Source organism: Streptococcus sp. sy010, assembly GCF_007859175.1.
Taxonomy (GTDB): Bacteria; Bacillota; Bacilli; order Lactobacillales; family Streptococcaceae; genus Streptococcus.
This window is the reverse complement of the sequence record NZ_VOHO01000006.1, coordinates 1-25,086: the sequence shown is the minus strand read 5'-3', so window position 1 is coordinate 25,086 and position 25,086 is coordinate 1. Positions and strand designations below refer to the sequence as shown.

Here is a 25,086-nt window from a genome sequence, read left to right as displayed (position 1 = left end):
CTTTTATTATTTTTAAAGAGGAGACTTTCTATGAGTCAAGGTAAAATCACTGCTTCTGCAGCTATGCTCAATGTCTTAAAGACTTGGGGTGTTGACACAATCTACGGTATTCCTTCAGGAACATTGAGTTCATTGATGGATGCTCTTGCTGAAGATAAAGATATCCGTTTCTTGCAAGTTCGTCATGAAGAAACTGGTTCTCTTGCAGCATTGATGCAAACTAAATTTGGTGGATCAATTGGTGTCTGCGTGGGTTCTGGTGGACCAGGTGCAACTCACTTGATTAACGGTATCTACGATGCAGCTATGGATGCCACTCCAATGCTTGCTATTCTTGGTTCACGTCCAGTTAATGAATTGAACATGGATGCTTTCCAAGAGTTGAACCAAAACCCAATGTACAATGGTGTTGCAGTTTACAACAAACGTGTTGCTTATGCTGAGCAATTACCAAAAATAATTGACGACGCTTGCCGTGCTGCGATCGCTAAAAAAGGTCCAGCAGTTGTTGAAATTCCTGTTAACTTTGGTTTCACAGAAATTGATGCAGATTCATACTATGGTTCAGGTACTTACGACCGCACATTTGTTGCTCCAGCTTTGAATGAAGTTGAAATCAACAAAGCAGTTGAAATCTTGAACAACGCTAAACGTCCAGTTATTTATTCTGGTTTCGGTGGTGTTGGTGCTGGTGAAGTTGTTACTGAACTATCTCGCAAAATTAAAGCACCAATCATTACAACTGGTAAAAACTTTGAAGCTTTCGAGTGGAACTATGAAGGTTTGACTGGTTCTGCTTACCGTGTTGGTTGGAAATCAGCTAACGAAGTAATCTTCGAAGCTGACACAGTTCTTTTCATGGGTTGTAACTTCCCATTCTCAGAAGTTTACAACACATTCAAGAATGTTGAAAAATTCATCCAAGTGGATATTGATCCTTACAAACTTGGTAAACGTCATGCACTTGATGCGTCTATCCTTGGTGATGTGAAAGAAGCAGCTCAAGCAATTCTTGACAAAGTTAACCCAGTTGAATCAACACCATGGTGGAGAGCTGTTGTTAAAAACAACCAAAACTGGCGTGATTACATGAACAAGCTTGAAGGTAAAACTGAAGGCGAATTGCAATTGTATCAAGTTTACAATGCAATCAACAAATACGCTGATGAAAATGCAATCTACTCAATTGATGTTGGTAACTCAACACAAACATCTACTCGTCACTTGCACATGACACCTAAGAACATGTGGCGTACTTCTCCATTGTTCGCAACAATGGGTATCGCTCTTCCTGGTGGTATTGCTGCTAAGAAAGACAATCCAGATCGTCAAGTATGGAACATCATGGGTGACGGTGCATTCGGTATGTGCTACCCAGACGTGATTACTAACGTTCAATACAACCTTCCAGTAATCAACGTTGTCTTCTCAAATGCTGAGTATGCCTTCATCAAGAACAAATATGAAGACACAAACAAACACTTGTTTGGTGTTGACTTCACAAACCCAGATTACAAGATGATTGCTGAAGCACAAGGTGCAGTAGGCTTTACAGTAAACCGTATTGAAGATATTGATGCTGTAGTTAAGGAAGCTGTTGAGTTGAACAAACAAGGTAAGACTGTTGTGATTGATGCTCGCATCACTCAACATCGCCCAATTCCAGTAGAAGCACCTGAAATGAAACTAGAACCAAAAGCATTCTCTGCTGAAGAGATTGCAGCCTTCAAAGAAAAATATGAGGCAGAAGAATTGGTACCATTCAGTGCTTACTTGGCTGAAGAAGGACTTGAGTCACGTAACTACAAATAAGCCTACATATTATGATATTTAAAGTCTGAGAGCTTTCTCAGGCTTTTTTTGTTTTAATAAATTTTGTTAAAAACCAAAGAAATCTCTTGCAATGCCATATAAAATGTGTTATTCTATATAAAGTGCTGTAAAAACAGCCTTAGCTTTGATGCAAGAGGTTGCGACACGCTCGGTTGCATTGCCACGCAACGCTGTCGGTTTTCTTGTGGAGCTAGCCTATTATCTTAAATAGACGAAAAAAGGAGACAAAGATGGCAAACAAAAAAATCCGTATCCGTTTGAAAGCTTACGAACACCGTACGCTTGATACAGCGGCAGCTAAAATTGTAGAAACAGCTACACGCACAGGTGCAACAGTTGCTGGACCAGTTCCACTTCCAACTGAACGTAGCCTTTATACAATTATCCGTGCGACTCACAAATATAAAGATTCTCGTGAGCAATTTGAAATGCGTACTCACAAACGTCTTATTGATATTGTGAATCCAACTCAAAAAACAGTTGACGCCCTAATGAAGCTTGACCTTCCAAGTGGTGTTAACGTAGAAATCAAACTTTAATTTTGATTGAGAGCATGAAAAACGCTCGTTAAAAACTTTTTTGAGCATAAAAAACGCTCATAAAAAACTTTTTGCAATAAAAATAAGTAAAGGAAATATTTTCTCATGACAAAAGGAATCTTAGGGAAAAAAGTGGGAATGACTCAAATCTTCACTGAAGCTGGTGAATTTATCCCTGTAACTGTCATTGAAGCAACTCCAAACGTGGTTCTTCAAGTGAAAACTGTTGAAACTGATGGCTACCAAGCTGTTCAAGTTGGTTTTGATGACAAACGTGAAGTATTGAGCAACAAACCTGCCAAAGGCCATGTCGCTAAAGCAGACACAGCTCCTAAGCGCTTCATTCGTGAATTCAAAAACATCGAAGGCTTGGAAGTTGGTCAAGAAATTACTGTAGAAACATTTGCAGCTGGAGATGTTGTTGACGTTACTGGAACATCTAAAGGTAAAGGTTTCCAAGGTGTTATCAAACGCCACGGTCAATCACGCGGGCCAATGGCTCACGGTTCTCGCTACCATCGTCGTCCAGGTTCTATGGGACCTGTCGCGCCTAACCGTGTCTTCAAAAACAAACGTTTAGCAGGACGTATGGGTGGTAACCGTGTGACTATCCAAAATCTTGAAGTTGTTCAAGTTGTTCCAGAAAAAAATGTTATTCTTATCAAAGGTAACGTGCCTGGTGCTAAGAAATCTCTTATCACTATCAAATCAGCAATTAAAGCTGGTAAATAATTAAGGAAAGGGGAAAACAGTTAAAATGGCAAACGTAAAACTATTTGACCAAACTGGTAAAGAAGTTAGCACAGTTGAACTTAATGATGCTATCTTCGGTATTGAACCAAACGAATCAGTGGTCTTTGATGTTGTAATTAGTCAACGTGCTAGCCTTCGTCAAGGTACACATGCCGTGAAAAATCGTGCAGCAGTATCAGGTGGTGGTCGCAAGCCATGGCGTCAAAAAGGAACTGGTCGTGCACGTCACGGTTCAATCCGTTCACCACAATGGCGTGGTGGTGGTGTTGTCTTTGGACCAACTCCACGTTCATACGGCTACAAACTTCCACAAAAAGTACGTCGTCTTGCATTGAAATCAGTTTACTCAGCAAAAGTTGCTGAAGATAAATTTGTAGCAGTTGAAGCACTTTCATTTGCAGCACCAAAAACTGCTGAATTTGCAACAGTTCTTTCAGCTCTTAGCATCGATTCAAAAGTACTTGTTATTCTTGAAGAAGGAAATGAATTTGCAGCACTTTCTGCACGTAACCTTCCAAATGTTAAAGTTGCAACAGCAACAACTGCAAGTGTTCTTGATATCGTAAACGCAGATAAACTTCTTGTTACTAAAGAAGCAATCTCTACTATCGAGGAGGTTCTTGCATAATGAACTTGTATGATGTAATTAAAAAACCTGTTATCACAGAAAAATCTATGATTGCTCTTGAATCAGGTAAATATACTTTTGAAGTAGATACACGTGCACATAAATTGTTGATCAAACAAGCAGTGGAAGCTGCATTTGAAGGCGTTAAGGTTGCAAGTGTTAACACAGTTACTGTAAAACCAAAACAAAAACGTGTTGGACGTTTTGTTGGTTTCACAAACAAAACTAAAAAAGCTATCATCACTCTTACAGCTGATTCAAAAGCAATCGAGTTGTTTGCAGCTGAAGCGGAATAATCTAAGGAGGAACTATCGTGGGTATTAAAGTATATAAACCAACGACAAATGGCCGTCGTAACATGACTTCTTTGGATTTTGCTGAAATCACTACAAGCACTCCAGAGAAATCATTGCTTGCTCCATTGAAAAGCAAAGCTGGTCGTAACAACAACGGTCGCATCACTGTTCGTCACCAAGGTGGTGGACACAAACGTCATTATCGTTTGATTGACTTCAAACGTAACAAAGATGGTGTTGAAGCAGTTGTTAAGACAATCGAGTATGATCCAAACCGTACAGCTAACATCGCTCTTGTACATTACACTGACGGTGTTAAAGCTTACATCATTGCACCAAAAGGTCTTGAAGTAGGTCAACGTATCGTTTCAGGTCCTGATGCGGATATCAAAGTCGGAAATGCACTTCCACTTGCAAATATCCCAGTTGGTACAGTGATTCACAACATTGAGTTGAAACCAGGTAAAGGTGCTGAGTTGGTTCGTGCTGCTGGTACATCTGCTCAAGTGTTGGGTCAAGAAGGTAAATACGTTCTTGTTCGCCTTCAATCAGGTGAAGTTCGTATGATTCTTGGTGCTTGCCGTGCGACTGTTGGTACAGTTGGTAACGAGCAACAATCACTTGTTAACATTGGTAAAGCGGGTCGTAACCGTTGGAAAGGCGTTCGTCCTACTGTCCGTGGTTCTGTAATGAACCCTAACGATCACCCACACGGTGGTGGTGAAGGTAAAGCACCAGTTGGTCGTAAGGCACCATCTACTCCATGGGGCAAACCTGCTCTTGGTCTTAAAACTCGTAACAAGAAAGCTAAATCAGACAAACTTATTGTTCGTCGTCGTAACGAGAAATAATTTTATAGGTGCTTAAAAACACCTAACATCCGCCAGCTCGGTAGGGTAGATAAGATGTTAGTCTTATTTATCCAAGCCGTTGTGGTACAGATTTTAAAGGAGAATACTAATTCATGGGACGCAGTCTTAAAAAAGGACCTTTCGTCGATGAGCATTTGATGAAAAAAGTTGAAGCTCAAGCTAATGACGAAAAGAAAAAAGTAATTAAAACTTGGTCACGTCGTTCAACGATTTTCCCAAGTTTCATTGGTTATACAATCGCAGTTTATGATGGACGTAAACATGTACCTGTTTACATTCAAGAGGACATGGTAGGTCACAAACTTGGTGAATTTGCACCAACTCGTACTTACAAAGGTCACGCAGCAGACGACAAGAAAACACGTCGTAAATAATAGGAGGAGGACACAATGGCAGAAATTACTTCAGCTAAAGCAATGGCTCGTACAGTCCGTGTTTCACCTCGTAAAACACGTCTTGTTCTTGATCTCATTCGTGGGAAACACGTTGCTGATGCAATCGCAATCTTGAAATTCACACCAAACAAAGCTGCACGCGTTATTGAGAAAACATTGAACTCAGCAATCGCAAATGCAGAAAACAACTTTGGCTTGGAAAAAGCTAACTTGGTAGTGTCTGAAACTTTCGCTAACGAAGGACCAACAATGAAACGTTTCCGTCCACGTGCTAAAGGTTCAGCTTCACCAATCAACAAACGCACAACACACATCACAGTAGTTGTGTCAGAAAAATAGGAGGTAAAATCGTGGGTCAAAAAGTACATCCAATTGGTATGCGTGTCGGAATCATCCGTGACTGGGATGCGAAATGGTATGCTGAAAAAGAATACGCGGATTACCTTCATGAGGATCTTGCAATCCGTAAATTCATCAACAAGGAATTGGCTGATGCGTCAGTTTCTACAATCGAAATCGAACGTGCAGTAAACAAAGTTATCGTATCACTTCACACTGCTAAACCAGGTATGGTTATCGGTAAAGGTGGTGCTAACGTTGATGCACTTCGTGCTAAGTTGAACAAAATGACTGGAAAACAAGTTCACATCAACATCGTTGAAATAAAATCTCCAGATTTGGATGCTCACCTTGTTGGTGAAAGCATTGCTCGTCAATTAGAGCAACGTGTTGCTTTCCGTCGTGCACAAAAACAAGCAATCCAACGTACAATGCGTGCAGGAGCTAAAGGAATCAAAACTCAAGTATCAGGTCGTTTGAATGGTGCAGATATTGCCCGTGCAGAAGGCTACTCTGAGGGAACTGTTCCTCTTCATACGCTTCGTGCAGATATTGATTACGCTTGGGAAGAGGCTGATACTACTTACGGTAAACTAGGTGTTAAAGTTTGGATTTACCGTGGAGAAGTTCTTCCAGCTCGTAAAGACACTAAAGGAGGCAAATAACAAATGTTAGTACCTAAACGTGTTAAACACCGTCGCGAATTCCGTGGAAAAATGCGCGGTGAAGCTAAAGGTGGTAAACAGGTTGACTTTGGAGAATTTGGTCTTCAAGCAACAACAAGCCACTGGATTACTAACCGCCAAATCGAAGCTGCCCGTATCGCTATGACGCGTTACATGAAACGTGGTGGTAAAGTTTGGATCAAGATCTTCCCACATAAATCATACACCGCTAAAGCTATCGGGGTACGTATGGGATCTGGTAAAGGGGCACCTGAAGGTTGGGTAGCACCAGTTAAACGTGGTAAAGTAATGTTTGAAGTTGCAGGGGTTTCTGAAGAAATCGCTCGTGAAGCACTTCGTCTTGCAAGCCACAAATTGCCAGTAAAATGCAAATTCGTAAAACGTGAAGCAGAATAAGGAGAAGACATGAAACTTAAAGAAATTAAAGATTTTGTTAAAGAGCTTCGTGGCTTGTCTCAAGAAGAGCTTGCTAAAAAAGAAAACGAACTCAAAAAAGAATTGTTTGACCTTCGTTTCCAAGCAGCAGCAGGCCAACTTGATAAAACTGCACGTTTGGACGAAGTTAAAAAACAAATTGCACGTGTTAAAACTGTGCAATCTGAAATGAAATAATAGATTGGGAAAGGAGTATTCTAATAATGGAACGTAATCAACGTAAAACCCTTGTTGGACGTGTTGTATCTGACAAAATGGATAAAACCATCACAGTTGTAGTAGAAACAAAACGTAACCACCCAGTCTATGGTAAACGTATCAACTACTCTAAAAAATACAAAGCACATGATGAAAACAATGTCGCTAAAGAAGGCGATATCGTACGTATCATGGAAACTCGCCCACTTTCAGCTACAAAACGCTTCCGTCTTGTAGAAGTTGTGGAAGAAGCTGTTATTATCTAATAAAACTAAAAGGAGACAATTGAGATGATTCAACAAGAAACTCGCTTAAAAGTTGCTGATAATAGCGGTGCTCGTGAAATCTTGACTATCAAAGTTCTTGGTGGTTCAGGACGTAAATTTGCTAACATCGGCGATGTTATCGTTGCTTCTGTAAAACAAGCAACACCAGGTGGAGCAGTTAAAAAAGGTGATGTTGTCAAAGCTGTTATTGTTCGTACAAAAACAGGTGCTCGTCGTCCAGACGGTTCATACATCAAATTTGATGACAATGCTGCGGTTATTATCCGTGAAGATAAAAACCCACGTGGTACTCGTATCTTTGGCCCAGTTGCACGTGAATTGCGTGACGGTGGTTACATGAAGATTGTATCACTTGCTCCAGAAGTACTTTAATCAAAAACAAACTCAGTCCCCTGTCTGTTAAGGCAGGGTGCCCTTAGGGCGTAAGAAAATATCAGGAGAAAATCATGTTTGTAAAAAAAGGCGACAAAGTTCGCGTAATTGCTGGTAAGGACAAAGGTGTTGAAGCTGTTGTTCTTAAAGCACTTCCAAAAGTAAATAAAGTTGTTGTCGAAGGTGTGGCTATGGTTAAGAAACATCAAAAACCAAATAGCGTAAACCCTCAAGGAGCTATTGTAGAGCAAGAAGCAGCAATCCACGCTTCAAACGTTCAAGTATTGGACAAAAACGGTGTTGCTGGTCGTGTAGGCTACAAGTTTGTTGACGGCAAAAAAGTTCGTTACAACAAAAAATCAGGCGAAGTGCTTGACTAATCACGAAGGAAAGGAGAAGTATAATGGCTAATCGCTTAAAAGAAAAATACACTAATGAAGTTGTCCCTGCTTTGACAGAGAAATTCAACTACACTTCTGTAATGGCTGTACCAAAAGTTGAGAAAATCGTTCTTAACATGGGTGTTGGTGATGCTGTATCAAATGCTAAAAACTTGGAAAAAGCTGCAGCTGAATTGGCACTTATCTCTGGTCAAAAACCATTGATTACTAAAGCTAAGAAATCAATCGCCGGCTTCCGTCTTCGTGAAGGTGTTGCCATCGGTGCTAAAGTTACCCTTCGTGGTGAGCGTATGTATGAATTCTTGGATAAATTGGTATCAGTTTCATTGCCACGTGTTCGTGACTTCCATGGGGTTCCAACAAAATCATTTGACGGACGTGGTAACTACACACTAGGTGTTAAAGAACAACTTATCTTCCCAGAAATCAACTTCGATGATGTTGATAAAGTTCGTGGTATGGATATTGTTATCGTTACTACTGCAAATACTGACGAAGAGTCACGCGAATTGCTTAAAGGCCTTGGTATGCCTTTTGCAAAATAACATAGGAGGTAAATATAATGGCTAAAAAATCTATGATTGCTAAGAACAAGCGTCCAGCTAAGTTCTCTACGCAAGCTTACACTCGTTGCGAGAAATGTGGCCGTCCACACTCAGTTTATCGCAAATTCAAACTTTGCCGTGTTTGCTTCCGTGAGTTAGCATACAAAGGTCAAATCCCAGGCGTTACTAAAGCGTCTTGGTAAGAATATGCCATCAGGCAAATATTAACTAGCAAGTGAACTATTCAAACTACTAGTATAGGAGAAAATAAATCATGGTTATGACAGACCCAATTGCAGATTTTTTAACACGCATTCGTAATGCTAATCAAGCAAAACATGAAGTGTTAGAAGTTCCTGCTTCAAATATTAAAAAAGGGATTGCTGAAATCCTTAAACGTGAAGGTTTTGTAAAAAACGTTGAAGTTGTTGAAGATGACAAACAAGGTGTTATTCGTGTATTCTTGAAATATGGACAAAACGGAGAACGTGTTATCACAAACTTGAAACGTGTTTCTAAACCAGGTCTTCGTGTTTACGCTAAACATGAAGAACTACCAAAAGTCCTTAACGGACTTGGTATTGCAATCGTTTCAACATCAGAAGGTCTTTTGACAGATAAAGAAGCTCGTCAAAAGAACGTTGGTGGAGAAGTTATTGCTTACGTTTGGTAATAAACGCTACCCCGTGAAAACTAGTCCATATTGGGCTTGATAATTTAACAGGAGAAAATAAAAATATGTCACGTATTGGTAATAAAGTGATTACATTGCCTGCTGGTGTTGAAATCAGCAACAATGACAATGTGGTTACTGTTAAAGGACCTAAAGGTGAGCTTACTCGTGAGTTCAACAAAAACATTGAAATTAAAATTGAAGGAACAGAAGTAACCCTTCATCGTCCAAATGATTCTAAAGAAATGAAAACAATCCATGGAACATCTCGTGCAAACTTGAACAACATGGTTGTGGGTGTTTCTGAAGGATTCAAAAAAGAACTTGAAATGCGTGGTGTCGGTTACCGTGCTCAACTTCAAGGTAACAAACTTGTCCTTTCAGTTGGTAAATCTCACCAAGATGAAGTAGTGGCACCAGAAGGTGTTACATTTGAAGTACCTTCTCCAACAACAATTAATGTTTTTGGAATCAACAAGGAAGTTGTTGGTCAAACAGCAGCTTATGTTCGTAGCCTTCGTTCACCAGAACCATACAAAGGTAAAGGTATTCGCTACGTTGGTGAATTCGTTCGCCGTAAAGAAGGTAAAACAGGTAAATAATCGTATAGGAGTTTTGTGGCAAGCTGTTTATCAGCTTGCAACAACTTACTATCGACAGCACAGCATTTGCCCTTGGGCAAAATATATTTAAGAGGTGAAAATTGTGATTTCGAAACCAGATAAAAACAAAATCCGCCACAAACGTCATAAACGCGTTCGCGGCAAACTTTCTGGAACTGCTGATCGCCCACGTTTGAACGTTTTCCGTTCTAATACAGGCATCTACGCTCAAGTAATTGATGACGTAGCGGGTGTAACGCTCGCAAGTGCATCAACTCTTGACAAAGAAGTTTCAAAAGGAACTAAAACTGAACAAGCCGTTGTTGTCGGCAAACTTGTTGCTGAACGTGCAGTAGCTAAAGGTATTTCTGAAGTGGTGTTTGACCGCGGTGGATATCTCTATCACGGACGTGTTAAAGCGTTGGCTGATGCAGCTCGTGAAAACGGATTGAAATTCTAATAGGGAGGACACTTAATAATGGCATTTAAAGATAATGCAGTTGAACTTGAAGAGCGCGTAGTTGGGATTAACCGCGTTACTAAGGTTGTTAAAGGTGGACGTCGTCTTCGTTTTGCAGCCCTTGTAGTTGTTGGTGATCGTAACGGTCGTGTTGGTTTCGGTACAGGTAAAGCTCAAGAAGTACCAGAAGCAATTCGCAAAGCAGTTGAAGACGCTAAGAAAAACTTAATCGAAGTTCCAATGGTTGGTACAACAATTCCTCACGAAGTACACTCAGAATTTGGTGGTGCTCGTGTCTTGATGAAACCAGCTGTTGAAGGGGCTGGAGTTGCCGCAGGTGGTGCTGTTCGTGCCGTTGTGGAATTAGCAGGTATTGCTGATATTACTTCAAAATCTCTTGGTTCAAACACACCAATCAACATTGTTCGTGCAACTGTTGAAGGTTTGAAACAATTGAAACGTGCAGAAGAAGTTGCTGCTCTTCGTGGCATTTCAGTTTCTGACTTGGCATAAGAAAGGAGATTCACATGGCTCAAATTAAAATTACTTTGACTAAGTCTCCAATCGGTCGTATCCCTGCACAACGTAAAACAGTTGTTGCTCTTGGACTTGGTAAATTGAATAGCTCAGTTGTTAAAGAAGACAACCCAGCAATTCGTGGTATGATTAACACAGTATCTCATTTGGTTACTGTTGAAGAAGTGAACTAAGCTAGTTTACGGATTAAATTAAGTTAATAAAGAGATGGGTTGGGCAGGGTCTCAACCTTATCTTGCAAAAAAATAAGCGAGTTGAGGTTTGGGGTTCCTTCCCCAAACAATCAGCGCTAGCAATGATATTTAAGGAGAAAATTAAATGAAACTTCATGAACTAAAACCTGCAGAAGGTTCTCGTAAAACTCGTAACCGTGTTGGTCGTGGAACATCATCAGGTAATGGTAAAACTTCTGGTCGTGGTCAAAAAGGTCAAAAAGCTCGTAGCGGCGGTGGCGTTCGTCTAGGTTTTGAAGGTGGACAAACACCGTTGTTCCGTCGTTTGCCAAAACGTGGATTCACTAACGTTAATGCAAAAGAGTATGCTTTGGTTAACCTTGATCAATTGAATGTCTTTGAAGATGGTACAGAAGTAACACCAGTTGTTCTTAAGGAAGCCGGAATTGTTCGTGCTGAAAAATCAGGTGTGAAAATTCTTGGAAATGGTGAGTTGACTAAGAAATTGACTGTCAAAGCAGCTAAATTCTCAAAATCTGCTGAAGCAGCGATCACTGCAAAAGGTGGTTCAGTAGAAGTCATCTAATTGAGGAGGACGACTAATGTTCTTTAAGTTACTCAAGGATGCTTTACGGATTAAAAATCTCCGTAAAAAAATTCTATTTACCATTTTTATTATTTTTGTATTTCGTTTAGGGACGCATATCACGGTTCCTGGCATCAATGCCCAAAGTTTAGCTCAGCTAAGTGATTTACCATTTTTGAACATGTTTAATTTAGTTAGTGGTAATGCCATGAAAAACTTTTCAGTATTTTCAATGGGAGTTAGTCCTTTCATTACCGCATCCATCGTTGTTCAGCTCTTACAAATGGACATTATGCCTAAATTTGTTGAGTGGGGTAAGCAAGGTGAAGTTGGTCGTCGTAAGTTGAATCAAGCGACTCGCTATATTGCCTTGGTACTTGCCTTTATTCAATCAGTAGGTATCACTGCAGGTTTTAACAGCTTGTCTGGAGCAGCTTTGGTCAAAAACCCGAATATACAAACCTATCTCTTGATTGGTTCAATTCTAACAGCAGGTAGTGTGATTGTTACTTGGTTAGGTGAGCAAATTACAGATAAGGGGTACGGTAATGGGGTGTCAATGATTATCTTCTCAGGTATTGTTTCATCTTTACCAGGTGCAATTAGTGCAATTTATGAAGATTATTTTGTCAATGTTCGCTCAAGTGATATTAAAAACTCGCTCATTTATGTAGGAATTTTAGTCTTGGCCGTTCTGTTGGTTGTTTTCTTTACAACCTTTATTCAACAAGCGGAGTATAAGATTCCGATTCAATACACTAAATTAGCTCAGGGAGCGTCTTCAAACTCTTACTTGCCTTTGAAAGTTAATCCAGCGGGAGTTATTCCGGTTATCTTTGCTAGTTCGATCACTAGCATTCCAAGTACAATTTTACCATTTCTTGGAGGAGCAGACCGACCGTGGTTAACGACTTTACAGAGCTTATTTGATTTTCGAACGCCTGTAGGGATGCTAGTCTATGCTGTTCTGATTATCCTGTTTTCATTCTTTTACACTTTTGTTCAGGTTAATCCAGAAAAAACAGCAGAAAACTTGCAAAAGAGTTCAGCTTATATTATAGGGGTTCGTCCAGGGCCTGAAACAGAAAAATATATGTCTGGTCTTTTGAAACGTTTAGCAACTATTGGTTCGATTTTCTTGGCCTTTATTGCCCTCAGTCCGATTGTGGCTCAACAAATTTTTGGTCTATCTTCGGGCTTGGCTTTAGGGGGAACCAGTCTGTTAATCCTAATCTCGACAGGAATTGATGGTATGAAACAACTTGAAGGTTATCTCTTGAAGCGTAAGTATGTAGGCTTTATGAATACATCAAAATAAAAATGTTAAACAAAATAGGATGGGAAACTATCTAAATAGGGATTGTTAGGAGGCTATCCACAATCCCTTCTATTTTGTTTTTTAATAAGTCTGTCAAATGTGGCAGCTTTATTTGAAAACAAAATAAGGAGAGTAACATGAATCTTTTAATCATGGGCTTACCAGGTGCTGGTAAAGGAACGCAAGCAGCTAAGATGGTTGAACAATTTAACCTAATCCATATTTCAACAGGTGATATGTTTCGTGCAGCTATGGCAAATCAAACAGAGATGGGGAAACTAGCCAAATCATATATTGATGCAGGTAATCTTGTTCCAGATGAAGTGACAAATGGTATTGTCAAAGAACGTTTAGCACAAGCAGATATTGCTGAAAATGGTTTCTTGTTGGATGGTTATCCACGAACAATTGAACAAGCTCAGGCCTTAGATAAAACCTTGTTAGAGTTGGGCTTGACGCTGGATGGTGTGATTAACATTGAGATTGATCCAAGTATTTTGGTAGATCGTCTAAGTGGTCGCTACATGTGTCGTGCTTGTGGTGCAACCTATCATAAGGTTTTCAACCCAACTAAAGTGGAAAATGTTTGTGATACTTGTGGAGCAAGTGAGTTCTACCAACGTGAAGATGACAAGCCAGAAACGGTTAAAAATCGCTTAGAAGTAAATATTGCTCAAGGTGAGCCAATTATTGCTCATTATCGTGAGCTTGGCTTGGTATCAGCTATTGAAGGCGACCAAGAAATTGCAAATGTTTTTGCTGATATTGAAAAAGCAGTTGATTCAATCAAGTAATTAGTGATTTTCACTTGCATATCTAAAAGAATCATGCTAAAATAGTCTAGTCTGACTATAATTGTTACCTCTCTATGGAGAGGGCATCAAATCGAAATTTAAAGGGGGACTTTTGTGTGGCAAAAGAAGATGTGATTGAAATTGAAGGTAAGGTTATTGAAACCATTCCTAACGCCATGTTTACCGTTGAATTGGAAAATGGGCATCAAATTTTAGCAACAGTATCAGGGAAAATCCGCAAGAATTATATTCGTATTTTAGTGGGTGATCGCGTGACTGTTGAGTTGAGTCCGTACGATTTGACGCGTGGACGCATCACATACCGCTTTAAATAACGAAATAATTGGAGGGATTAAAACATGAAGGTAAGACCATCGGTTAAACCAATTTGCGAATATTGCAAAGTTATTCGTCGTCACGGTCGTGTTATGGTAATTTGTCCAACAAATCCAAAACACAAACAACGTCAAGGATAAAATAGAAAGGAGAAGATATGGCTCGTATTGCTGGAGTTGATATTCCAAATGATAAACGCGTAGTGATTTCATTGACTTATGTTTATGGTATCGGACTTGCAACATCTAAAAAAATCTTGGCAGCAGCTGGAATTTCAGAAGATGTTCGTGTAAAAGATTTGACACCAGATCAAGAAGATGCAATCCGTCGTGAAGTGGATGCGATCAAGGTTGAAGGTGACCTTCGTCGTGAAGTAACTTTGAACATTAAACGTTTGATGGAAATCGGTTCATACCGTGGAATCCGTCACCGTCGTGGACTTCCTGTCCGTGGACAAAACACTAAAAACAACGCTCGCACTCGTAAAGGTAAAGCTGTTGCGATTGCAGGTAAGAAAAAATAAAATAGGAGGTAAAAAAATTGGCTAAACCAACACGTAAACGTCGTGTGAAAAAGAATATCGAGTCTGGTATTGCACATATTCACGCGACATTTAACAACACAATTGTTATGATTACAGATGTGCATGGTAATGCAGTTGCATGGTCTTCAGCTGGTGCACTTGGTTTCAAAGGTTCTCGTAAATCAACACCATTTGCAGCTCAAATGGCGTCGGAAGCAGCAGCTAAATCTGCACAAGAACATGGTTTGAAAACAGTTGAAGTAACTGTAAAAGGCCCTGGTTCAGGTCGTGAGTCAGCTATTCGTGCTCTTGCAGCGGCAGGTCTTGAAGTGACTGCTATCCGCGATGTGACTCCTGTGCCACATAATGGTGCTCGTCCTCCAAAACGTCGTCGTGTGTAATCATAATTAAACCTAATACACAAGATTCGTTTGTCGAGGGAGTATAGAAAATGATTGAGTTTGAAAAACCAATAATAACAAAAATTGATGAAAATAAAGATTATGGCAAGTTTGTCATCGAGCCCTTGGAACGTGGTTATGGTACAACTTTAGGTAATTCACTTCGTCGTGTGTTGTTGTCATCTTTACCAGGTGCAGCAATTACATCAATCAAAATTGATGGCGTTTTACATGAGTTTGATACAGTACCAGGTGTTCGTGAAGACGTGATGCAAATTATCCTTAATATTAAAGGACTTGCTGTAAAATCTTACGTCCAAGACGAAAAAGTGATTGAACTTGATGTTCAAGGCCCAGCAGAAGTAACTGCCGGTGATATCTTGACAGATAGTGATATTGAAATTGTTAATCCAGATCATTATCTTTTTACCATTGCAGAGGGAGCTAGTTTCAAAGCTAGTATGACTGTGGCAACTGACCGTGGTTATGTTCCTGCTGAGATGAATAAAAAAGAACATGCTCCGATTGGCACTTTGGCAGTAGATTCAATCTATACGCCAGTTAAGAAAGTTAATTATCAAGTTGAACCAGCTCGCGTTGGTAGCAATGATGGTTTTGATAAATTGACTATCGAAATTATGACAAATGGAACAATCATTCCGGAAGACGCCCTTGGTTTATCTGCTCGTGTTTTAATGGAGCATCTTAATCTCTTTACTAATCTGACTGAAGTAGCTATGAATGCTGATGTGATGAAAGAGACTGAAAAAACCAATGACGACAAGGTACTAGAACGTACAATTGAGGAACTTGATTTATCTGTTCGTTCATATAACTGTTTGAAACGTGCAGGAATCAATACTGTACTTGATTTAACAGAAAAATCTGAACCTGAAATGATGAAGGTTCGTAACTTAGGTCGTAAGAGTCTTGATGAAGTTAAGATTAAATTGACTGAACTAGGACTCAGCCTTAGAAACGATAAAAAATAATAGAGGAGGACAAAATGGCTTACCGTAAACTAGGACGCACTAGCTCACAACGTAAAGCAATGCTTCGCGATTTGACAACTGATCTTTTGATTAACGAATCAATCGTGACAACTGAAGCTCGTGCTAAAGAAATCCGTAAAACAGTTGAAAAAATGATTACTCTTGGTAAACGTGGTGATTTGCATGCTCGTCGTCAAGCAGCGGCTTTTGTACGTAACGAAATTGCAGCTGAAAACTATGATGAAGCAACAGATACTTACACATCTACAACTGCGCTTCAAAAACTTTTCTCAGAGATTGCTCCGCGTTATGCTGAACGCAATGGTGGATACACTCGTATTCTTAAAACAGAACCACGTCGTGGTGATGCTGCACCAATGGCAATCATTGAATTAGTATAATATCATCAATTTTGTTGAGTGTTATGATGTTGGAGACTTGTCTCTTAGTCTAGCTCTGGTCAACCGCTGAGCTTTTGCTCAGCGGGAACACTCATCATATAGAATTGAGCTTAACGCTTGTTTACGAAATATCTCTAATTTAGAAATATGTCGTAAGCAGGCGTTTTACTTTTTTCAAAAATTTGATATAATAGTGAGAAAATTATAAAAGAGGTAAAGTTGATGACTAGACCTGAAATAGAGCTTTTGAAAAAAGCCTACTTGGAGCATTTGAAAGATAATCCAAAACTTTATCTTGGAATTGAGTTAGAGTTTCCGATTGTTAATCTGAGTGGTCAAGCTACGGATATTCAAGTAACAAAAAAATTATTGGTTCATCTGGCAGATTGTTTGGGTTTTGACATTATTCAAAGAGATGTTAACGGCAACCCAATCCAGCTCTTAGATTCTGTTAGTCAGGATCAAATATTATTTGAGGTTTCTTACAATATTTTAGAAATTGCCTTTGGACGTTCAGAGACGATACAGCAGGTGGAAGAACGTTTCCAGCAATATATGAAGGTGATTCAAGGTTTTTTAAGAAAACATCATCATGCTTTACAGGGGCAAGGTATTCATCCAAGCTGGAAAATAAATGATAATCGTTCGGTTGACACACCACGTTATCAAATGCTAACACAATATTTAAGTATGTCTAGTTGTTATCCACAACAAAATTTTCATCCTTATAGAGATTATGGTGGCTTTATTTGTGGCAGTCAGGTCCAATTAGATGTTTCAAAGACTAATTATTTGCGAGTGCTAAATGCTTTTAATCAACTTGAAGCCGTCAAGGCCTACTTATTTGCTAATTCATCGTTTATTCATGATGGGTTGCAACTGTCACTGGCAAGAGATTATTTTTGGGAAGCGTCTATGCATGGTTTTTTCAAGGAAAATATCGGTCTTTATCCACAATCTTTTCAATCTGAACATGATTTTCTTAATTATCTCAGCCAATCAAGTTTATTCTATGTGATGCGTGAGGGAGAAATCTACTATTTTCCACCAATTCAAGTTAAAGATTACTTACATCAAAAATATATTGATGTCTTTGATTTGACAGGAAAAAAACATCAGATAAAACCGTTACCAGAGGATTTGGAGCATCATCGTAGTTATCACTATCAACTCCTAACTCGACGTGGCACAGTTGAGTTTCGCAGTGTTTGTTGTCAATCTTTTAATCGAACTTTTGCATCGGCCGCTTTTCATCTAGGTCTTTTGGTAAACTTAGATCAGTTGGAGCAGATTTTAGATGAACACCAAGAATCAATTTCACAGGTGAAAAGTTTACGAACCAAGGTAGCTAATAATAACTTGGATTCTCAAGAAGAATCCAACTTGAAAGCTTTTGCTCTGAGATTGCTGCAATGTGCTAGAGAAGGGTTAGTGATAAGAGGAAACCAAGAAGAATCGTATTTGACTACGTTAATAGATCCTTTAATATAATAAGTCCTGAGAGGGACTTGTTTTTTATTTCTTTATTTTTATATGACATTCTGATATAGTTAAAGTGAAAGAAGGTGGGAGAAACTATGGTTCAAATTGTGATAATTGGAGGTTCTTTTGCAGGAATTGCTGCAGCTTTAAAAGCAAAAGAACTATATCCTAAAGCAGAGGTTAGTGTGATTGAACGTCAAGAAAAACTGGCCTATATGCCCAATTCTTTTAGTTGGTCTTTGAAACATCAGATGGCTAGTGACAATCAAGAGTTTTTTAATAAGAAAGTTGTCGAAAATTCAGGAATCAAGTTGTACTTAGGACAGGAAGTTATCGATATTGATGCCAGTCGTCAAAGGTTACTATTGGATAATGGTTATTGTCTTGTTTATGATCGTCTTATTTTGGCTATGGGTTCTCGTCAAATGTCAGACTACATCAAGGGAAGTCATTTGCCGGGTGTTTTATCTTGTAAGACCTATCAAGAAAGTCAAGAAGCTAAGACTTTATTGGCTAAAGCAGAACGAATTGCAGTTATTGGAGCTGGTCAGATTGGTATTGAAACCAGTGAAACCTGTTTGAAGCTAGGTAAAAAGGTCTATCTTTTTGAGGCACAGGAGAGTTTAGATTTTAATTTTTTTGATGCCGATTTTTTAAGTCCCATGTTAAACGATATGAAGAAAGCAGGGTTAAATCTGTTTTGTCAAGAACGCGTGCATACGATTGAGCAAGTTGATTCTGGCTTGAGATTGGTAACGGATTGTCAATCGGTAACTGTTGACTTGATTTTATTATGTGCCGGTTTCCGTCCTAATAGTGCTTTAGTTAAGCAGTTACCCATTTTATCACCTGATCAAACCATTGAAGTCGATACCTATTTAAGAACAGCCATACCAGAAATTTTCGCAGTTGGTGATTTAATTCGAGTTCCTTTGTTGTCAGAAAATAATTTGGTCTATCGGCCTTTAATCAATACAGCTTTGAAAACAGGGAGTTTAGCAGCTTATAATTTGTGGGAATCTACTTATAGCTTGCCACTCTCTACTCAATTGGTCGCCCATAAACAGTATAGTTGGTATCGAACGGCCTTGGGCTTGACAGCAGAAGAGGCTATTTTTGAACAAGACATCGCTTGTATTGATTACCAAGCTTCCTTTTCTTCTCATGTGACTGATCAGATTTTTATTAGATTAGTTGTGGCAAAAGAAACAGGTCGTCTTTTGGGCGCACAAGCTCTTTCTAAACAAAATTGTTTAACCTTATTTCAACCTTTGGTATTGGCAATGGCAGAGCAAAAAACAGACGAAGATTTGGTCTTTCAAGATTTTCTGTTTAGTCTAGGACAGACTGAGCTATTTTATCATCTTCATCAAATTATGCTAAAAAGTTTAGTGGAACGGAGGAGCTAATGCAAATTGTTGACTTAATGGAAAAAGCAGATGCTGGTAGTTATCGTATGCTATGTCATTTGAGAAATTGTGCAGAACCAGTGACCCTCAAGGAGTTATCACAAGCAGTATCTTTATCAAAATCAACCATTCGTAAGTACATTGACAGTTTTCACGAGCAAGTTTTACTGGATACGCTAGCCATCCACATCACTTTAAAAGAAGATTATTGTCAACTTGAGTTACCAGTCAATTTAGAGTGGTCAGAGTTGTTGAACTCTTTTTTAACGCGTTCGATTAAATATCAAATCATCAATTATTTATTGGAACAGAATAGTTTTAGTATTCAAGAATTATGCCAGACCTTGTCAATTAGTGAGGCGACCCTGCATCGTCATTTGGCAGGCTTGAACGAGCTTTTAGCTGAATTTAATTTGAATATTTCTAACGGTCACTGGCAAGGTTCAGAACATCAGATTAGATATTTCTACTGGTTGCTATATTCACAAACTTGGTCGCTAAGTAAACAACAAATCATATCAAGCTCAGTTACCATCCAAAGAGAAGTCCAACTGATTGAACGTCTGTGTCAGTCTAGTTTGACTGCTGAAGCAAAGCAAGATTTAAGTTTGTGGTTTTATATTAGCCATAAACGTTGGCCAGGTGGTAAAAAAGATAGTCGTGTGTTAACAAATCTTCTGATTCCTTATCAGCAGAATACATTTTTTCAACGATTGGAAAAGGCTTGTCTGCGCTATTTTAGTCGCTATGCTGTAGAATTAGATCAAGTTGAAGCCTACTCTTTATTTGCCTTTCTTGTTTCCAAGGGAATACTTCCTCGCCATAACATGAATTTTTTACTAGGCTTTGGAGGACCCGTGGTTGACCAATTAACTAAATTGATTCACTGTCTAAGAAAGGAAGAAATTTGTGGTTGGCCCTTGCCAGATGTCGTTAATGATGTTTTAAGCCAACTGTTGCATCAAGCTTATTTTTTCAAGGGAAGTTTGTGGTTGTTTACCCAAGAGTATGATGTGAATCAGTCTTATTTTATTTCTCTGATTAAGCCAAGTCATCTCCAACTGGCGCAAGAATTTTTTCCAGATGATGAGGGACAAAGAGAAGAAATCTTGCGTTATCGTTGGCATTTCTTGGCCTTGCTAGCTTATTTAACCAAGCCAGTTCAAAAAGTTTATCGTTTAGGATTGGCCCTAACGGGTGATTCACTTATGCTTGACTTAGTTAAGTTGGTGCTGAAAGAAGAATTGGCTAGTTTTCCTTATCTGGATGTCTTGTCTTATGAAAAAGATCAGGTCTATGATGGTCTAGTAGTTAGTTCAACTTTTTGTGAATCTGTCCCCTATCCAATTTATCGTTTGCCTGCTACATTTCAGTCAGCAGATCGAGAAAAAATTGCTTATTGGTTGCAAGAAGAAGTGACAAAGAAAAGAAGTTTGTGAAAATCTATCAATATTTTTTAATGTCTTTAAAAAAGATGATAGCTTGCGCTTTTCTTTTTTTGATAAAATGAAAGCGTAAACAATAAATCGCATGAAACAAGGAGGGTTTCAGATGACTGAAGAAAAATACATTATGGCAATTGACCAAGGGACAACTAGTTCACGTGCTATTATCTTTAATAAAAAAGGTGAAAAGGTTAGTTCAAGTCAAAAAGAATTCACACAAATTTTCCCACAAGCCGGTTGGGTAGAACACAATGCTAATGAAATTTGGAATTCTGTTCAGTCTGTTATTGCAGGTGCTTTTATTGAAAGTGGTGTTAAACCATCACAGATTGAAGCGATTGGAATTACCAACCAGCGTGAAACGACAGTGGTTTGGGATAAGGCGACAGGTCTGCCAATTTATAATGCGATTGTTTGGCAATCTCGTCAAACAGCTCATCTAGCTGACCAGTTGAAAAAAGACGGCTATGAAGAACTATTTCATAAAAAAACAGGGTTGGTCATTGACGCCTACTTCTCAGCCACTAAGGTTCGCTGGATTTTAGACCATGTAGAAGGTGCTCAAGAACGTGCTGAAAAAGGTGAGTTACTTTTTGGTACGATTGATACTTGGTTGGTTTGGAAATTAACAGATGGCAAATCTCATGTGACGGATTATTCAAATGCAGCACGAACAATGCTGTATAACATCGAAGAACTTAAATGGGATGATGAGATTCTTGAAATTCTTAATATTCCTAAAGCTATGTTGCCTGAAGTGAAATCAAATTCAGAAATTTATGGTCACACAGCACCATTCCACTTCTATGGCGGTGAAGTGCCAATCTCAGGTATGGCAGGGGATCAACAAGCAGCCCTATTTGGTCAGCTTGCTTTTGAACCAGGTATGGTTAAAAATACCTATGGCACAGGTTCTTTCATTGTGATGAATACTGGCGAGAAAATGCAGATTTCTGAAAATAAACTGTTAACCACAATTGGTTATGGCATTAATGGCAAGGTTTATTATGCTTTAGAAGGTTCGATCTTTATTGCAGGAAGTGCAGTGCAATGGTTACGTGATGGTTTACGAATGGTGAGTGCTTCACCAGAGTCAGAAGGCTTGGCTCGTTCATCAAGCAGTGACGATGAAGTTTATGTCGTACCAGCCTTCACTGGATTGGGTGCTCCGTATTGGAACTCAGATGCACGCGGTTCAGTCTTTGGTCTAACTCGTGGAACAAGTAAGGAAGATTTTGTCAAAGCAACCTTGCAATCAATCGCTTATCAAGTTCGTGACGTTATTGATACTATGCGTGTGGACTCTGGTATTGACATTCAAGTTCTAAAAGTTGATGGTGGTGCAGCCATGAATAGTTTCTTGATGCAATTCCAGTCTGATATTTTAGGTATTGATATTGCGCGTGCTAAGAATTTGGAAACAACAGCTTTAGGTGCGGCATTCCTAGCAGGTTTGGCTGTTGGGTATTGGAAAGATATGGAAGAATTGAAAGCCCTTAATGAAACAGGCGAACTCTTTACGCCAAGTATGAATGATTCACGCAAAGAGCAACTGTATAATGGATGGAAAAAAGCAGTTAAAGCGACTCAAGTTTTTGCAGAATAGGAGAAGCCTATGGAATTTTCAAAAACAACACGTCAATTATCCCTAAAAAAAATGCAAGAGCGAACTCTAGACCTATTGATTATCGGTGGAGGGATTACAGGTGCTGGCTTAGCTTTGCAAGCAGCAGCTAGTGGTTTGGACACTGGGCTTTTGGAAATGCAAGATTTTGCTCAAGGAACAAGTAGTCGTTCAACTAAACTTGTTCACGGAGGTCTGCGTTACCTAAAACAATTTGATGTTGAAGTGGTGGCAGATACGGTTTCTGAACGAGCAGTGGTACAACGCATCGCCCCACATATTCCTAAACCGGATCCTATGCTTTTGCCAGTTTATGAAGAGGAAGGGTCAACATTTAGTTTGTTCCGTCTTAAAGTTGCCATGGATCTTTATGATTTATTAGCAAATGTGAATAATACTCCTCTTGCCAATAAGGTGCTTAGTCGCGAAGAAGTGTTAGAACGTGTGCCTCATTTGAAAAAAGAAGGTTTATTGGGAGGCGGTGTTTATCTCGATTATCGTAATAATGACGCTCGTCTAGTTATTGAAAATATCAAGCGGGCTAATCGAGATGGTGCTTTGATTGCTAATCATGTTAAGGTAGAAGATTTCCTTTACGATGGAGATAAGGTCGTTGGTGTCGTTGCACGAGATTTATTAACAAATGAAACTTTAGAAGTGAAAGCTCGTTTGGTAATCAATACGACCGGACCTTGGAGTGATGAAGTCCGTAATCTATCTAAACAAGAAAAAGTCTATAAGATTCGTCCAACTAAAGGTGTGCATTTAGTTGTCGATCAAAGTCGTTTACAAGTGCCACAACCAATTTATTTTGACAGTGGGCTTAATGATGGTCGGATGATTTTTGTTCTTCCAAGGGAAGATAAGACCTACTTCGGAACAACAGACACTGATTATAAAGGTGACTTAGCTCACCCACAAGTGAGTCAAGAAGATGTAGATTATCTACTTGAAATTGTCAATAATCGTTTCCCAGAATCTCAATTGACCATGGACGATATTGAAAGTGCTTGGGCAGGTTTGCGTCCACTTCTATCTGGTAACAGTGCGTCTGATTATAATGGTGGTAACAGTGGCAAAATGACCGATGAGAGTTTTGATCAGTTAATTGGAGCAGTTCAGGATTACCTAGCTCATGAAAAGACTAGAGAAGAAGTAGAAACAGTTGTCACTCGCTTGGAAGGTAGTTTATCAGAAAAAGCTCTTGACCCGTCAGCAGTTTCTCGTGGTTCAAGTTTGGAGCGTGATGCTAATGGTTTAATTACTCTCTCAGGTGGAAAAATCACGGACTATCGTAAGATGGCCAAAGGAGCAATGGAGTTGATTTTAGAATTGCTTGCCAATGAACACGGTCGTCAGTTTAACTTGATTAACTCAGAAACCTATCCTGTTTCAGGGGGAGAACTCAATTCCAATAATGTCGAAAAAGAGCTAGAAGCCTATGCACAGCTAGGTGTATTAAAGGGGCTTAGTCCAGAAGAAGCACGCTACCATGCTAATCTTTATGGATCAAATGCACCAAAAGTTTACGCTTTAGCTGAAACAGTGAAACAAGCAGATGGTCTAACCTTGTCAGAAACCTTGTCTTTGCATTATGCCATGCGTCATGAAATGGCACTTAGTCCAGTAGATTTCTTCTTACGTCGAACAAACTACATGCTCTTTATGCGTGAAAAGATGACATCATTAGTCGAACCAGTCTTGGAGGAAATGGCTCGTTACTATGACTGGAGTGTAGAAGAAAAAGAAGCAATGGCATCTGCATTAAATCAAGCTATTTCTGAAAATGATTTAGTTCATTTAAAAAATAAATAGAAACGGAGTGTATTGATGGGAATGGATGTATTTGGAGAATTTTTAGGAACAACCTTATTAGTTTTACTTGGTAATGGAGTTGTTGCAGGTGTCGTTCTACCAAAAACTAAAAATAATAATGCTGGTTGGATTGTTATTACAGCAGGTTGGGCATTTGCAGTTATGATTGCGGCTTATATCTCAGGGAATCTAGGGCCAGCTCATTTAAATCCGGCTGTTTCATTAGCATTTGCAGTTAAAGGTGATATCAGTTTTGGCACATTCTTCACCTATACTATTGTTCAAATGCTTGGCGCTATGCTAGGAACAACTCTAGTTTGGTTGATGCATAAACCTCATTACGAAGAAGCAAGTCAAGATCCAGCAGGTATGTTAGCAACTTTTGCTACAGGTCCAGCTATTAGAAGCACAGGTGCGAATCTTCTCAGTGAAATCTTAGGAACATTTGTTTTAGTATTAGCTATTCTAAGTTTTGGATTCTATGATATGGTCAATGGTTTAGGAACTATTTGTGTAGCGTTCACTATTTGGGGATTAGGTTTATCTTTAGGAGGAACCACTGGTTATGCTCTTAATCCAGCGCGTGATTTAGGTCCTCGTTTGATGCATGCAGTACTGCCACTTAAAGGAAAAGGTGATTCGGATTGGTCATATTCTTGGATTCCTGTAGTAGGTCCTCTTGTAGGGGCAGTATTAGCTGTACTTTTATATAATATGATGTAAACAAAAAAACTCCTAAAATTTAGGAGTTTTTTCTAATCATGTTATTAAAAATAACGTATTTTAATTTTTTTTTAATTTTTTTTGACAAAGTAGTTGACATGTGGTTTATAGTTTGATAGAATGTAATAGTTGTCGCCTGAGAGGTGACGTTAAGACCTTTGAGAACTGAATAAGACGAACCAAGTGCGGGTTATGAGAATAACCTGTTAATAA

At 39.1% G+C, this 25,086-nt stretch carries 36 protein-coding genes; all 36 read left to right on the top strand.

Features of this window, described 5'->3' with window-relative positions:
* The first annotated feature begins 30 nt into the window (after positions 1-30).
* The 36 genes from spxB (at position 31) to FRX51_RS05385 (ending at position 24,873) form a co-directional block, all read left to right on the top strand.
* On the top strand, positions 31-1,812 hold the full coding sequence (gene spxB, locus FRX51_RS05560; RefSeq protein ID WP_146496579.1) for a pyruvate oxidase: 1,782 nt from the start codon (positions 31-33) through the stop codon (positions 1,810-1,812).
* 251 nt (positions 1,813-2,063) lie between these two features.
* Complete coding sequence (rpsJ, locus tag FRX51_RS05555) at positions 2,064-2,372, top strand: 30S ribosomal protein S10 (RefSeq protein WP_146462057.1); 309 nt, start codon at positions 2,064-2,066, stop codon at positions 2,370-2,372.
* A gap of 105 nt (positions 2,373-2,477) precedes the next feature.
* A complete protein-coding gene (rplC, locus tag FRX51_RS05550) occupies positions 2,478-3,104 on the top strand; it encodes a 50S ribosomal protein L3 (protein WP_146462055.1) in 627 nt (208 codons plus the stop codon).
* Positions 3,105-3,129: 25 nt separating this feature from the next.
* Positions 3,130-3,753 carry a 50S ribosomal protein L4 gene (rplD, locus tag FRX51_RS05545; RefSeq protein ID WP_146462053.1) on the top strand — a complete coding sequence of 208 codons (624 nt, stop codon included), beginning with the start codon at positions 3,130-3,132 and terminating at the stop codon, positions 3,751-3,753.
* The gene (locus tag FRX51_RS05540) at positions 3,753-4,049 is read left to right on the top strand and encodes a 50S ribosomal protein L23 (RefSeq protein ID WP_146462052.1); all 297 of its coding nucleotides are present in this window, start codon (positions 3,753-3,755) and stop codon (positions 4,047-4,049) included. Before rplD ends, FRX51_RS05540 begins: the two co-directional genes overlap by 1 nt.
* 17 nt (positions 4,050-4,066) lie before the next feature.
* Positions 4,067-4,900: a 50S ribosomal protein L2 gene (rplB, locus tag FRX51_RS05535; RefSeq protein ID WP_146462050.1), complete on the top strand. Its 834-nt coding sequence runs from the start codon at positions 4,067-4,069 to the stop codon at positions 4,898-4,900.
* A 113-nt stretch (positions 4,901-5,013) separates the two neighbouring features.
* On the top strand, positions 5,014-5,295 hold the full coding sequence (gene rpsS, locus FRX51_RS05530; protein ID WP_000533766.1) for a 30S ribosomal protein S19: 282 nt from the start codon (positions 5,014-5,016) through the stop codon (positions 5,293-5,295).
* Positions 5,296-5,310: 15 nt separating this feature from the next.
* Positions 5,311-5,655, top strand: a complete 345-nt coding sequence (rplV, locus tag FRX51_RS05525) for a 50S ribosomal protein L22 (RefSeq protein WP_146462048.1) — start codon at positions 5,311-5,313, stop codon at positions 5,653-5,655.
* 11 nt (positions 5,656-5,666) lie between these two features.
* A complete protein-coding gene (rpsC, locus tag FRX51_RS05520) occupies positions 5,667-6,320 on the top strand; it encodes a 30S ribosomal protein S3 (protein WP_146462047.1) in 654 nt (217 codons plus the stop codon).
* Positions 6,321-6,323: 3 nt separating this feature from the next.
* Positions 6,324-6,737 carry a 50S ribosomal protein L16 gene (gene rplP / locus FRX51_RS05515; protein ID WP_146462045.1) on the top strand — a complete coding sequence of 138 codons (414 nt, stop codon included), beginning with the start codon at positions 6,324-6,326 and terminating at the stop codon, positions 6,735-6,737.
* Positions 6,738-6,746: 9 nt separating this feature from the next.
* Complete coding sequence (rpmC, locus tag FRX51_RS05510) at positions 6,747-6,953, top strand: 50S ribosomal protein L29 (protein ID WP_146462043.1); 207 nt, start codon at positions 6,747-6,749, stop codon at positions 6,951-6,953.
* Between the two features lie 26 nt (positions 6,954-6,979).
* Positions 6,980-7,240, top strand: a complete 261-nt coding sequence (gene rpsQ / locus FRX51_RS05505) for a 30S ribosomal protein S17 (RefSeq protein WP_002885836.1) — start codon at positions 6,980-6,982, stop codon at positions 7,238-7,240.
* A gap of 24 nt (positions 7,241-7,264) precedes the next feature.
* Entirely contained in the window at positions 7,265-7,633 is a 369-nt protein-coding gene (gene rplN / locus FRX51_RS05500; RefSeq protein ID WP_146462041.1) for a 50S ribosomal protein L14, read from the top strand.
* Positions 7,634-7,707: 74 nt separating this feature from the next.
* Positions 7,708-8,013, top strand: a complete 306-nt coding sequence (gene rplX, locus FRX51_RS05495; RefSeq protein ID WP_146462039.1) for a 50S ribosomal protein L24 — start codon at positions 7,708-7,710, stop codon at positions 8,011-8,013.
* 23 nt (positions 8,014-8,036) lie between these two features.
* The gene (rplE, locus tag FRX51_RS05490) at positions 8,037-8,579 is read left to right on the top strand and encodes a 50S ribosomal protein L5 (protein WP_146462036.1); all 543 of its coding nucleotides are present in this window, start codon (positions 8,037-8,039) and stop codon (positions 8,577-8,579) included.
* 17 nt (positions 8,580-8,596) lie between these two features.
* Positions 8,597-8,782, top strand: a complete 186-nt coding sequence (locus FRX51_RS05485; protein WP_001085697.1) for a type Z 30S ribosomal protein S14 — start codon at positions 8,597-8,599, stop codon at positions 8,780-8,782.
* Positions 8,783-8,853: 71 nt separating this feature from the next.
* Positions 8,854-9,252, top strand: a complete 399-nt coding sequence (rpsH, locus tag FRX51_RS05480; RefSeq protein ID WP_146496577.1) for a 30S ribosomal protein S8 — start codon at positions 8,854-8,856, stop codon at positions 9,250-9,252.
* Positions 9,253-9,317: 65 nt separating this feature from the next.
* A complete protein-coding gene (gene rplF / locus FRX51_RS05475) occupies positions 9,318-9,854 on the top strand; it encodes a 50S ribosomal protein L6 (RefSeq protein ID WP_146462033.1) in 537 nt (178 codons plus the stop codon).
* A 103-nt stretch (positions 9,855-9,957) separates the two neighbouring features.
* The gene (gene rplR / locus FRX51_RS05470; RefSeq protein ID WP_146462030.1) at positions 9,958-10,314 is read left to right on the top strand and encodes a 50S ribosomal protein L18; all 357 of its coding nucleotides are present in this window, start codon (positions 9,958-9,960) and stop codon (positions 10,312-10,314) included.
* An 18-nt stretch (positions 10,315-10,332) separates the two neighbouring features.
* Entirely contained in the window at positions 10,333-10,827 is a 495-nt protein-coding gene (gene rpsE, locus FRX51_RS05465) for a 30S ribosomal protein S5 (RefSeq protein WP_146462028.1), read from the top strand.
* A 14-nt stretch (positions 10,828-10,841) separates the two neighbouring features.
* A complete protein-coding gene (gene rpmD / locus FRX51_RS05460) occupies positions 10,842-11,024 on the top strand; it encodes a 50S ribosomal protein L30 (protein WP_146462026.1) in 183 nt (60 codons plus the stop codon).
* A 145-nt stretch (positions 11,025-11,169) separates the two neighbouring features.
* Entirely contained in the window at positions 11,170-11,610 is a 441-nt protein-coding gene (rplO, locus tag FRX51_RS05455) for a 50S ribosomal protein L15 (protein WP_146496575.1), read from the top strand.
* Positions 11,611-11,626: 16 nt separating this feature from the next.
* Complete coding sequence (secY, locus tag FRX51_RS05450; protein WP_146496573.1) at positions 11,627-12,928, top strand: preprotein translocase subunit SecY; 1,302 nt, start codon at positions 11,627-11,629, stop codon at positions 12,926-12,928.
* Positions 12,929-13,065: 137 nt separating this feature from the next.
* Positions 13,066-13,722, top strand: coding sequence for an adenylate kinase (locus FRX51_RS05445; protein ID WP_146496571.1), 657 nt, complete (start codon positions 13,066-13,068; stop codon positions 13,720-13,722).
* Between the two features lie 116 nt (positions 13,723-13,838).
* Positions 13,839-14,057, top strand: a complete 219-nt coding sequence (infA, locus tag FRX51_RS05440; protein ID WP_146496569.1) for a translation initiation factor IF-1 — start codon at positions 13,839-13,841, stop codon at positions 14,055-14,057.
* A 24-nt stretch (positions 14,058-14,081) separates the two neighbouring features.
* Positions 14,082-14,198 (top strand): 50S ribosomal protein L36, encoded by a 117-nt coding sequence (rpmJ, locus tag FRX51_RS05435; RefSeq protein ID WP_146462016.1) that lies wholly within the window; start codon positions 14,082-14,084, stop codon positions 14,196-14,198.
* A gap of 17 nt (positions 14,199-14,215) precedes the next feature.
* Positions 14,216-14,581 (top strand): 30S ribosomal protein S13, encoded by a 366-nt coding sequence (rpsM, locus tag FRX51_RS05430; protein WP_146462014.1) that lies wholly within the window; start codon positions 14,216-14,218, stop codon positions 14,579-14,581.
* Positions 14,582-14,598: 17 nt separating this feature from the next.
* Positions 14,599-14,982 (top strand): 30S ribosomal protein S11, encoded by a 384-nt coding sequence (gene rpsK / locus FRX51_RS05425; RefSeq protein WP_002887520.1) that lies wholly within the window; start codon positions 14,599-14,601, stop codon positions 14,980-14,982.
* A gap of 50 nt (positions 14,983-15,032) precedes the next feature.
* Positions 15,033-15,974 carry a DNA-directed RNA polymerase subunit alpha gene (locus FRX51_RS05420; protein WP_146462012.1) on the top strand — a complete coding sequence of 314 codons (942 nt, stop codon included), beginning with the start codon at positions 15,033-15,035 and terminating at the stop codon, positions 15,972-15,974.
* A 14-nt stretch (positions 15,975-15,988) separates the two neighbouring features.
* Positions 15,989-16,375: a 50S ribosomal protein L17 gene (gene rplQ / locus FRX51_RS05415; RefSeq protein ID WP_146462010.1), complete on the top strand. Its 387-nt coding sequence runs from the start codon at positions 15,989-15,991 to the stop codon at positions 16,373-16,375.
* A gap of 222 nt (positions 16,376-16,597) precedes the next feature.
* Positions 16,598-17,866, top strand: a complete 1,269-nt coding sequence (locus FRX51_RS05410; RefSeq protein WP_146496568.1) for a glutamate-cysteine ligase family protein — start codon at positions 16,598-16,600, stop codon at positions 17,864-17,866.
* 86 nt (positions 17,867-17,952) lie between these two features.
* The gene (locus FRX51_RS05405; RefSeq protein WP_146496566.1) at positions 17,953-19,266 is read left to right on the top strand and encodes an FAD-dependent oxidoreductase; all 1,314 of its coding nucleotides are present in this window, start codon (positions 17,953-17,955) and stop codon (positions 19,264-19,266) included.
* The gene (locus FRX51_RS05400) at positions 19,266-20,705 is read left to right on the top strand and encodes a helix-turn-helix domain-containing protein (protein ID WP_146496564.1); all 1,440 of its coding nucleotides are present in this window, start codon (positions 19,266-19,268) and stop codon (positions 20,703-20,705) included. Before FRX51_RS05405 ends, FRX51_RS05400 begins: the two co-directional genes overlap by 1 nt.
* 112 nt (positions 20,706-20,817) lie before the next feature.
* On the top strand, positions 20,818-22,317 hold the full coding sequence (glpK, locus tag FRX51_RS05395; RefSeq protein ID WP_146496561.1) for a glycerol kinase GlpK: 1,500 nt from the start codon (positions 20,818-20,820) through the stop codon (positions 22,315-22,317).
* A gap of 9 nt (positions 22,318-22,326) precedes the next feature.
* Entirely contained in the window at positions 22,327-24,150 is a 1,824-nt protein-coding gene (glpO, locus tag FRX51_RS05390; protein WP_146496559.1) for a type 1 glycerol-3-phosphate oxidase, read from the top strand.
* Between the two features lie 21 nt (positions 24,151-24,171).
* Positions 24,172-24,873 (top strand): MIP/aquaporin family protein, encoded by a 702-nt coding sequence (locus FRX51_RS05385; protein WP_146496638.1) that lies wholly within the window; start codon positions 24,172-24,174, stop codon positions 24,871-24,873.
* Positions 24,874-25,086 lie beyond the last annotated feature (213 nt).